Consider the following 10,237-nt stretch of genomic DNA (forward strand, 5'->3'; position numbering starts at 1 on the left):
AAGAGGCTTAGCAACCATTAAAAATTGAAATTTAACTACTATTGTAAAAAACAAAAGCCCCTTAAAAAGAAGCTTTTGAGTTGTGTTTTTATGTTTTTTAATGCCTTGTGCAACGATTACCAGTGTTGTAGCACGTTTTTATTTTTCGTTCAGTTGATATTTATATTCAAATGTCTCTTCTTCAGTTCCGTCAATTTTATTTACTTTTTCTAAAAAGCCAACATTATTGTAATTGAATTGATATATTTTATTTTTGCCAGTTAACATATAATTCTGTGATTTTTTTATTAAAATCGTATCATTCTTGTATTCGTAGATTTCTTTTTTCCAATGGCCGTTTTTTGTTGAATAATAGTCAGATAAGATTAATCGGTTAGCAGAATTGTATTTGTGTTCGGATACTTTAAAATCTCCGTAATAGTTAGTGATTGCATTGCTATTTTTATCAAACACATCATTGTCAGATATTTTTTTTGTTTCAATAATTTTTTCTCCGCTTTCAGGATAGAATATTTCATCCTTGTATTTCTCTCCGTCTTTTGTATAATATATGAATTCTCGGTTTAATCTGTCGTTGGAATATTCTTGTTTTTGTTTTAATTCTTCGTTAGCAGTGAATATCTCTATTTTTTTTGAAGTAATTTGTTGATTTGTTCCGTAATCGATGGAAACGTTTTGGTTTTTTTCTTTTATAAAAACGACTTTGTTTTTAAGTATTCTTCCAGGATTTTCATATGTCAGCTTTGTATTTTCCAAGTATTCATATTCATAGCCATATTTAAAATCTCCATTTGGTGAATAATGTGATGTTTTGATAACTCGACCTTCCTTATCGTACTTAAATTCGCTTTTGTTTATAACCTTATTATCATTCTCAATTTTAGTGATGACGTTTCCGTTTTTGTCGAAATTGATTTCGGATGAGATATGACCATTACGTATGCATAAAAGTTGTTTTAGATTATTTTTCAAGGCGAATTTTGAAAGTACTCCATTGCTATTCCTTATGTTTTGAGGAACGTTTAAAGTCATTACAAATACTTTTCTTGGTTCGTGTTGAATCGATTGCCCAAAAGAAAAATTAAAGGCAAAAAATATGATGATTATAAGTTTGTTCATTGATTTGGTCAAATGTGCTACAACGTCTCTGTATATGGCTCGTAGCGTGCAAAGTAAAAAATTGTTTTCGGAATAAGCACGAGCCAGATTTTTAAATTTTATTATTTATCTTTTTTATTGGAAATTGTCAAATTTAAAAATTTGGCGACTTTCCAAATATGCCTTAATTTCGATTAAGCAACTGATTAGCTATGAGCTATATACGTTGTTGTGAGCTGGCTTTTCTTCGTTTCTTTTCTATAATTATTATTCCGAAAATCATTATTAGCAATGGTAAAACGAGATAAATAATTATATGCTTTATATCTACAGGACTTATTCCTTTCATATGCGGATTCGTAACATATCTATCAAAAATGAAAATCGAAGTTACAATTACAATAAAACCTAAAATCAATATCAATAGTATTCTCAATATTTTTAAGAAAGTAGTCATAAAGGGTTCTAATTTGGCCAATTATATTCATTTTCGTTTTTGAATGGAACTCCCATTTCAAATTCTAATACTTTACCAAATTCAGAGCGTAATGTTAACCATAAATCTTCGTTAAAATGAGTTTCAAAAAATTGATAATCCTCAACTTCCCATTCAGATATTATTTCCGCAAACAGTTTGTTTTTCGCATCGTTAATGTCCATTCCAATAATCCGTTCTCCATTAAATTCAGTCTCAGTATTTTTGGAAGTTAAATAGGTAAATCTATCGTCATCGTCAAGTTGAAATGTCAATCTTATTTTTAATTCATTCCATTCGAGTCTTTGCTCAAATTCGTCATTTTCGTCCGTTACAATTCGGTCAGGTTCTCCTAAAATCGATATAATATCTTTTCTGTACATTCCATACTTTATATTATCAAATCCAATTTTAGGTTTTATTTCCATAGTTTTTTTCAGCTTGCTCACAACGGTTTAGAATATGGAAAGTTGCGAGTTTGAAAACGCAATTTTCCGATGTTTAAAATTAATAATTTTTTGTTTTAGAAACATTCTATATTATTGAATTAAGCAATTTTTTATATGCATTGTTACAGGTAGTTGTTTTCTTTCTGTTTTTAAAATATATAAGAAGTAGAGATAGAGTTATTTAATAATAAAGTATTTCTCTTTCTAATATACTTTCTGGTAACTCATTGTTAAATCCGATACGAGTTATCCAATTATTTTTGAGATCATATTCATATCTATATTTCAATTCGTTAATTAAATGACTAGATGATTCATACATATTAGATTGAATTATGTTGTCTTTCAAATCATAGTCGTAAGTGTTTTTAAGGACTACTATATTGTCTGAATTTAAAATTATATCTTCCACTAAATTACCGATAGAATTAAATTTAAAAATGTGTTTTCTGCGTAAACTACCATCTAATTTAAAGTATTGCTTTTCAATTATATTATTGCTGTCATCGTATAAGTAAACAATTTCAGTTCTTAATTTACCTTCAAAATCAAGGCGACACTCTTTAACTAAAGCATTGTTTTTATTAAATTTGTAAGTGATTTTAGATTGTAAACTCTCTGTTGAATCATATTTAAGTTCTTCAATCATATTACTATTCTCATCATAATTGTATTTGGTGCTAACACCGTTAAATAGTTTAAGTACAAAGTCCCCTATTTGATTACCATTATTATCGTATTTGTAGGTGTATTTAGAACTCAAATTTTCATCAGGTTTAAACCAATAGAATTCAATTATATTACCTTTGTCATCATATTTGGAAATTGATTTAAGTGTTCTTCCATTTGATTTATAGCTTTTTTTTTCGGTTAAAATACTTTTATCATTGTATTTGTACGTATTTCTGTTACTTATTATTCCATTTGAATTATTCTTATAATATTCAACTACATTTCCTTTAATGTCATATTTGAAAAAAACTTTACTAAAGCTTCCATTTAAATTATATGAACTTTTTACAATTAGATTATTTTTTTTGTCGTATTCGTAGGTGTATTTAGAGTTTAAACTTCCGTCAGGTTTATACTTATTCTCCTCAATTTTATTGTTATTAGAATCATATTTGTTGATAATTTTAGATTTTAAAATATTATCTGTATTAAACAAATTTTTTTCAATTAAATTATCGTTTTTATCATATTTAAAGGTGTTCTTTCCTCCTGGATTTTTGTTAGATTTTTTCCACTTATATTCAATTAGATTATTTTTAACATTGTGTTTAAATGTTTTTTCAATACCTAAATAACCATCATCATCTTGGTATTTATAAAGATTTCGATGTGTTAAGTCTAAAAGCTTGTATATTCCAAGTGGAGGAATGTTATTATCTACATTAAAACGGGTTTTTTCGATCAGATTTTCATTGTCATATTTATGAACAGTTTTAAATTTTAAACAACCATCTGAGTCGTAGTGATTTTCTTCAATTTGATTACTATTATAATCAAATTCTTCAATTTTTTTTCTAGAGAAGTTTTTTTTTGTTTTTAATTCACTTTTGCTAATTACACCAAAATTTTCAATTGCGAGAAAAGAATTCTCAGTTATAGATTTAATGTTGTTTTCTAAAACTCTTGATTTTTTTTTATTGGTCAAACTAAAAAAATGTTTCTTTTTCATATTCTGTATTTTTTAGAATTTCATAGTCTTCATTTTATAATTACCTGTAACGGTTTAGAATATGGAAAGTTGCGTTTTTGAAAACGTAATTTTCCGATGTTTAAAATTAATATTTTTTTGTTTTAGAAACATTCTATTTTACTGAATTGAGCAATTTTTTATATGCATTGTTAGCATTTTGTGCTTTTTTTCAATCAAGCTGCTGGGTAAACAAGCTCTTTAGCAGTTGCTTTTCAGTAATAATTATTTGCAACTGATAATGTGCTTGATTACGAGTATGGAAAATCTTAACTAATTTCATTAATCAACTTATTCCAATACTCATTTGAAACACTTTTTATCTCTCCGAGTGCTCCATCTAAATTTTCTTTACTATCAATTTCTTTACATTTTTGCACTAACAAATTTAACGAAATTTTGTCAATTAATTCCTTCGCGAGATTTTGATTAATTCCTTTTAAATTTATGAAACAAGTTGAGATTTGTCTTAATCTAAAATGATTTATATTTTTTATAATATGGTTCTCAAAAGTATTTAAGATCGGTTCATTTATCTTTATTTTCTTGGCATAATTTATTCTTCTTAAACCATCTGAAAAACCAGAAATATCTTCTTTAGATAACTTGCTTTCATTTATATCATTAAACATAATGTTTAGCTTTAAATAAGCTTTTTCTTTATTAATATTAAGAAAATCAGCGTATAAATGTGCAAAATCAGTTGGTTTTAATTCTTTGAGTTTATGTTTATAAATAGCATTGCTAAATAGTGAGTCTAAAATTAAATTTATTTTAGTTAAATTTAATTCTCTGAGTGAATTTAATGCTTGTGATACTTTTCTTGCATTGACTCCAAATTTTATAGATTTTGTAATTATAACTTCAGGTTCAAGTAATTCAAATATTTGAAGAGTTTTTAGTTTATTTACTTTTGAAATTTGATTGAAAAAAGACTGAAAATCGGTAATTTTAAAATCTCTGTGACTAATTTTAGTTATAATCTCTTTGTTTGAAATTGTTTTAAAAATATTTTCGGCTATATTTTTGTTTGAGGGTAATTTTGAAATCGTACTAATCAAATCCGCAAGTTCTCTTAAAGTATAATTCTTAAGAACATTATTTATAACCTTTAAAGGGATTGCATTAACAAGTCTATCTGCAAACTCCTTATTGACTTTTACTAAAATAGCTATGAATTTTGATAAATAACTACACTTTGTTTCTTTGATTATTTTAGATTTTATTAAATCTACGAAAGTTTGATTATTTATTAAGTTTAATATTTTCTCATTTGATATATCATATAACTCTGATAGAATTGTACCAAGATTAGCTAAATTATACTCTTTTAAATTTTGGAGAATGAATTCATTCTCCAAATTATTAACAACCGAAATAATAATTTCTCTATCAAATGGATATAGCTCCTTTAAAGACTTACTTATTTTACCTAACGGAGTTGTTTCTACTATATTTTGAAAATAATTGATATCTAATTCATTTATTAATAGTCTAGGTATTTTTCCATCTATTCTTTTAAATTCGGAAATGGTTTTTGTAAGATTTGCAATAGGCAGGTTTTTAACATCAAATAAAACCTTTTTTATATCTATTTTTTCCAATACTTCTATGGCATATTTTCTACCTTTTAATTGAGAAAGCTCAATAATTGAGTTTGAAATAGATAAAAAAGGTGCTCTTTGAAAAATATGAACCCATTCTTCTTTTGATAAATAATTTACTAATTTTAGAGCAAATGGTTTGTCAAAATCAGAAATTGATCTTAAACAGTAGGTTAAATCATTTAACTGCGAAGAATACAGTAATTTTTTTAAATCTTGTTCATCAATTTCTCTCAATAATTTTTTATATCCAACAAGATTTCTACTTGAATAAACTGATAAAAATTTTCTAAGACCTAAAGCATCCTTAATTTCAAATTTTAGATAGTTTGTTAAACTATTATTTTTTAAAACAAGATTTTCTTGAAAAAAGTCAAATTCAATATTGTTATATTTTTTTATGTTGTTGAAAAAGATTGCAAACTCATCAGGGATTAAATTATCATTGAAATATTTAATAATTTGATTTTTTATCAAGCTATTGGAAGTGAGGTTTATGAATAACTTATAACCTTTATTAATTGTCAATTTATTCAATAAACTTCCCGTTTCGGGTGGATAACCTAAACGTCCATTTTCATTGAAGAATGAAAAATATTTTTTAAATATTATTGTCTCAAACTCATAGTATCCATTTGGATAATTTATTTTAAAATTGCTATCGGCTTGAATTAATGAGTTTAATAATAACCTTGAAAAACTTGAATGAAAAAAAGAATAACTATCATTCTTTGTCTTTAATATTAATCCTTCTTCTCGTAATTTTTGTTCAATATCTTTATCTAAATCTTGGAAGTAAAAGTTAATTTCAAATTGATTTATACAAGTGTACTGTGTTAGACTTTTAAGTTGACTAAAAGAAAATGTATCAAAATATCTTTTGTAGATGATTTCATTAAGTTTTGTATTATCTATTTCGTCAAGTTTTTGATTTGGGTTTTGTTCCCAAATATCGAGTAATATATTTAGTTTTAAAAGACTACCATTAATTACATAATAGATTTTATTTAATTCACCTGTTTCTGCAATTAACCCTTTTTCATCAGATATTTTTTTCTGTCTGTATTTTATTAAGGTTTGTATTTTTTCATTTCTGTTTTGCGTTGGATTAACTACAAATTTTAATTCTGAAACCTCAAATAAATCAGTTCCGCTTAAACTATCAACTTTATCTCTTTCATTTATTTCTCTAGCTATAAATAATAAAGCTATATTTTTAAATTGTTGACAAAACTTATAAATTTCACAAGCGATATTGTATTCTAAATGTGCATTATCTAAAATTAATAAAGTTGGGAAATTTGTAAGTGTTTTTATATCTTTTTTAATGTCAGGAAGTGAGCTTTCTAATTTTAAGTCCAAATATTTTGAGAGATGGCTTTCTCTTAAATATGTTGATAATTTAACAGCAAAAGTTGTTTTACCACAAGAAGGAATTCCAGATATTAAAATATTCGAGGATTTACCGTTTTGTATTTGATTTACAGCAGTATTTATGAAGTTTTGCTCCTCAGTGCTAAAAATGAAGTGTTTGATATCATTGATTGATGGTGTATATTTTGTAGAATCTCTAAATGAATTTTCAATATTATTAAAACAGATCCCAGAGTTTAATTGATTTATTAATAGTTTAATATCAAGTAATTCCTCTTCTAATTTTTTTGAAAATATTTTTTCAATTTTTTCAATTTGTTCAGTGGTAATTTCAAACTCACTTTCCGAATTTATTTTAGAAAAACCTTTTTTTAATTCATTTAAATATTCTACTGTATACTTTATTTGATTATCGAGTTTGTCGATTACTGTATGACAAGATGGACAAAGAACGATAAGGTTCTCATACTCATTAAGTTTATCTTTTTCAAGAAACGCATTATATCTTGCACCTCCTTTGTTAAACGCCTCTATATGACAGATTTCTCCGATTACGGAATTTTCTCTAATTATTGAATTTCTACATACTGCACATTTGCCATTTGTATCTGAAAATAGTCGTTTTACAATTTTTTGTTTTATGTATCGTGTAGCCATTTAATTAAAGGATGTTTCTGAAAATAGCTCTTTTGCTAACTAAGCATCGGCTCGTGTGTTTGGGTTAGTAAATGTGCTATTTTTAAGTAGAATTTTCATATGAATCTTTGTCAATTTTTTTCATCCGGCATAAATGCTAACGAGTTTTTATATGATTTGTGCGACTGGAAAATCGGAGATTTTTCGGACGTAGCAAATCGTTAGTTGAATGTTTGTCGTTTGTGTCAGTTCCAATGTAAGCATAAATTATATGAGGTGTTGTGTGTAGTTATTTATAGTTTCATTACACATTTTATCATTTCATTAAATTGACCTTTATAGTCGGGAGTAATATCAAATGTTTGACCTGTTTTATAATCAGAAATCTTTAAGTATGATATTTTATCTGCTTTTAATAATTCTAATAAATCATTATAATCCATTTGAAAATAACATTCAATTCCTTTTGAAATACTCGGAATTGGTTTAATTCGATTTAACGTTTGTGATGATTTTTCCTTAGCCTTTAAATTAATCTCTCTACCAGAAATAAGCCCAATTTTTAATGAATTAGGTATTATCCAATAAGAACTACGGGTTGAAATATAAGTAACTGCAATATCAAGTATTGATTTATCTTGACTAAAGATAAAGTTGTTTGCACTCACATAAAAAGTTTTTGCTCCGTTTTCTAAATCGTTATTTTGGTAAAATTTTTCTGTCATAGAAATTACTTTCTTACCATCGTCTAAAGTAGTTTCATTAGTTTCACATTGTGAGTAAGTGTAAAAATTAAACAATAAGAAAGGAATAATTAATAAGTTTTTCATACAATTATATTTAGTTTTTCTTTTTAACATAAGTTTTGTTTCCATTTGAATTTATATAATATTTACCTCCTCTTGACCCTGTCTGAATTGTTCTAGTAGAAGAACTCCTCGGAGTGTAATAGGATGAAGGTGAATAATTCGTTGTTGTAGTACTTTTTTTGGAACTTGTATATACTTTTTTCCCGCTACTATTTATATAATATTCTCCACCACGACTTCCTTTGTAGATTGTTCTTCCTTTTGTGTCAGTTCTGGAATATGAAGAATTTGAACTTGAATTATTATATAAACTATTAGTATATGTTGATGTGCTTTTGTAATTCTTTTTTGTTGAGGAATATGTTGAATTAGTCCGATTTGTTCTTTCTCTTGAAGTCTTTCTTTTATGTTGCTCAATTGTCAATAATTGCATATTACTCGGATCGTCAGTTCCTCCTTCTGAAAGAGGAATTTTATGATCAATTTCATAACCATAAGGGGTTTCTGAATAACCTTTAGATTTTAGAAAAGTTAGTTTATTAGATTCACTTCTTTTTACAACTGGCTTTCCAGTTGTTGAATAATTTTGTCCAACATAATATTCAGTTTTTCCAATTTTGTATGTCTCTTGTGAGTGGCTTGTTAATCCAAAAAACAAGAATGTTATCAATAATATAAGTTTATTTTTCATATTTATTTTTTTTTCGGTAATTACACACAACGGTTTTGTATAAGATTAGTGTGGTTGGTAGACAATTTGTGAATTGTCAGCCGAGACACAAGCTTATACTTATTTTGTGTTTTTATCTTTGTCGAACTAAAAATACTCAAATAAGTAAAAGCGACACAATAAATAAACCAAAACTTTGGGCTAAGCTATAAAAACCCACATTAATTTTATACGGTGTTGGGCTTAGTTATTTTAGAATAATGTCATTTGCGGTGAATAATCAGGCAAATCATTATTATTAAATTTTACGATACAGTCTTTAATTATTTCTTTAATAATTAAATAATTTTCTGAATATTGATTCCTGTTTATAGAGAAAGTGAGTTTCTGAGAAGAGCGTTTATAAATATCACATTTAATTCCTTTTTCATTCAATTTTTTCACCCATTTTCCAAAGTCTCCGTATGAAAAAGTTATTTTCAAGTTATCGTTATCGGGTTTAAAATATATGATATTTTCAGGTGTTAATTTTATAAAAAACTTTGTGTATTCAACTTTGAATTTTGTCGAAGAATTTGAGTTAATTTCTTTCAGTATTTCTTGAAGAAGGTCTAGTAAGTCAATTGTTGTTTTTGTTAACCACCATTCCTTTGAAACGATTTCATAATTTCTCGGGTTTTTAGGAAATTTAATTTTTGTCTTTTTTTCTAATATTTTTCCTTCTTGTTTATGCAGTATCATATGACAAGAATTATGAATTAATACTAGTTTGTCTAGGCAGATATTAGTGTTGTTACAATTATTACAATTAGGAACATCCAATTCTCGGTTCGGTTCTTTTATAGTTGGAGATAATTGTTTGTCATATGTGTCAAAATCACAAAGACGATCATAATCTATATGATGGACAACTATATTCTCATTTAATATTTTATAACAAATAGGACAAATTCTAGATTGACGCAATTTTAATTTTTCCTTTATGAAATTTGAACGAGGTATTCTGTTCTTAAAATTTTTCCACCTATTTTGTTCTGTTGTATTTAAGTGCTTAAACTTTGATTCAAACAAATCTTGAGTGTTGTTTATAGGGTAAAACTCTCTATAATTTAATCTAGCCATATTAATATAAAATTGAGAATTTAAATGTTGTCCATATTGGTTTTTTAATTAAGCCCAACTCTCTTATATGTTCATATTATATGCGCTTATCCCCCTCAAATTAACCGTATAAGGTGAATATATGTTTTCTTTATACATCTCAAAAAATTCCTTTAGGGACAATAAATTCAAATGTAAAAAAGTTGATTTCAAATTTATATGATTATTATCACTTACCCTATTCTATTTACTACCAATTTTTAAGTAATCCTCATTATTGCCATTTACCATAAATTTCTTAACCGCCTCATCCAATGGGTTA

General features: G+C 26.2%; 7 protein-coding genes. All 7 read right to left on the reverse strand.

Annotated elements, in window-relative coordinates; translation table 11 throughout:
- Positions 1-138: 138 nt before the first annotated feature.
- The 7 genes from DAD81_RS20395 to DAD81_RS20425 all read right to left on the reverse strand — a co-directional run bounded on the left by DAD81_RS20395 (position 139) and on the right by DAD81_RS20425 (position 9,936).
- On the reverse strand, positions 139-1,119 hold the full coding sequence (locus DAD81_RS20395) for a hypothetical protein (RefSeq protein ID WP_111710299.1): 981 nt from the start codon (positions 1,117-1,119) through the stop codon (positions 139-141).
- A 444-nt stretch (positions 1,120-1,563) separates the two neighbouring features.
- On the reverse strand, positions 1,564-2,001 hold the full coding sequence (locus tag DAD81_RS20400; RefSeq protein ID WP_111710301.1) for a hypothetical protein: 438 nt from the start codon (positions 1,999-2,001) through the stop codon (positions 1,564-1,566).
- Positions 2,002-2,203: 202 nt separating this feature from the next.
- On the reverse strand, positions 2,204-3,703 hold the full coding sequence (locus tag DAD81_RS20405) for a hypothetical protein (RefSeq protein ID WP_111710303.1): 1,500 nt from the start codon (positions 3,701-3,703) through the stop codon (positions 2,204-2,206).
- Positions 3,704-3,990: 287 nt separating this feature from the next.
- Complete coding sequence (locus DAD81_RS20410) at positions 3,991-7,356, reverse strand: HNH endonuclease (RefSeq protein WP_111710305.1); 3,366 nt, start codon at positions 7,354-7,356, stop codon at positions 3,991-3,993.
- A gap of 272 nt (positions 7,357-7,628) precedes the next feature.
- Positions 7,629-8,165, reverse strand: coding sequence for a hypothetical protein (locus tag DAD81_RS20415; protein ID WP_157961211.1), 537 nt, complete (start codon positions 8,163-8,165; stop codon positions 7,629-7,631).
- Between the two features lie 10 nt (positions 8,166-8,175).
- The gene (locus tag DAD81_RS20420) at positions 8,176-8,835 is read right to left on the reverse strand and encodes an HNH endonuclease (RefSeq protein ID WP_111710309.1); all 660 of its coding nucleotides are present in this window, start codon (positions 8,833-8,835) and stop codon (positions 8,176-8,178) included.
- A 231-nt stretch (positions 8,836-9,066) separates the two neighbouring features.
- Positions 9,067-9,936, reverse strand: a complete 870-nt coding sequence (locus tag DAD81_RS20425; protein WP_111710311.1) for a hypothetical protein — start codon at positions 9,934-9,936, stop codon at positions 9,067-9,069.
- Positions 9,937-10,237 lie beyond the last annotated feature (301 nt).

Origin of the sequence: Lutibacter citreus (assembly GCF_003260195.1) — a bacterium.
Classification (GTDB): Bacteria; Bacteroidota; Bacteroidia; order Flavobacteriales; family Flavobacteriaceae; genus Lutibacter; species Lutibacter citreus.

Excerpts from the sequence above, each read along its gene's own strand:
- DAD81_RS20420 (WP_111710309.1), bottom strand. The coding sequence starts at position 8,835 with ATGAAAAATAAACTTATATTATTGATAACATTCTTGTTTTTTGGATTA.
- DAD81_RS20405 (WP_111710303.1), bottom strand. The coding sequence starts at position 3,703 with ATGAAAAAGAAACATTTTTTTAGTTTGACCAATAAAAAAAAATCAAGA.
- DAD81_RS20400 (WP_111710301.1), bottom strand. The coding sequence starts at position 2,001 with ATGGAAATAAAACCTAAAATTGGATTTGATAATATAAAGTATGGAATG.
- DAD81_RS20410 (WP_111710305.1), bottom strand. The coding sequence starts at position 7,356 with ATGGCTACACGATACATAAAACAAAAAATTGTAAAACGACTATTTTCA.
- DAD81_RS20395 (WP_111710299.1), bottom strand. The coding sequence starts at position 1,119 with ATGAACAAACTTATAATCATCATATTTTTTGCCTTTAATTTTTCTTTT.
- DAD81_RS20425 (WP_111710311.1), bottom strand. The coding sequence starts at position 9,936 with ATGGCTAGATTAAATTATAGAGAGTTTTACCCTATAAACAACACTCAA.
- DAD81_RS20415 (WP_157961211.1), bottom strand. The coding sequence starts at position 8,165 with ATGAAAAACTTATTAATTATTCCTTTCTTATTGTTTAATTTTTACACT.